The organism is Christiangramia aquimixticola, from assembly GCF_048285835.1.
GTDB classification, from domain to species: domain Bacteria; phylum Bacteroidota; class Bacteroidia; order Flavobacteriales; family Flavobacteriaceae; genus Christiangramia; species Christiangramia aquimixticola.
Map to the genome: position 1 here is coordinate 1 of NZ_JBLVTL010000350.1, position 278 is coordinate 278.

General features: G+C 41.4%; 1 protein-coding gene. It reads left to right on the plus strand.

The annotated features are described in order from the left end of the window. Window positions 1–50: 50 nt before the first annotated feature. Window positions 51–278, plus strand: a 228-nt coding sequence (locus tag ACNKXV_RS14780) for a DUF2520 domain-containing protein (protein WP_417908455.1), incomplete at its 3' end; no start/stop codon positions are given.

Below are 278 nucleotides of genomic sequence, written 5' to 3' on the forward strand. Positions count from 1 at the left end.
CAGGGATTCTTTATCCTTTACAATCCTTCACAAAAGGGAAAAAGGTAGAGATGGATGAGGTTCCTTTTCTAATAGAGTCAGAGGATGAGGGTACATTGCAAAAGCTAAAGAAGCTTGCGAAAACCATATCTCCTTTGGTTTACCAAGTGCGATCCAGGGATCGGAAAGCTGTACACGTAGCGGCTGTATTTGGAAGTAATTTTACCAATCACATGATTCGCATCGCAGAGGAAATCATGCAAAGACAAGGTTTGGACTTCGAAATGCTAAAACCTTTG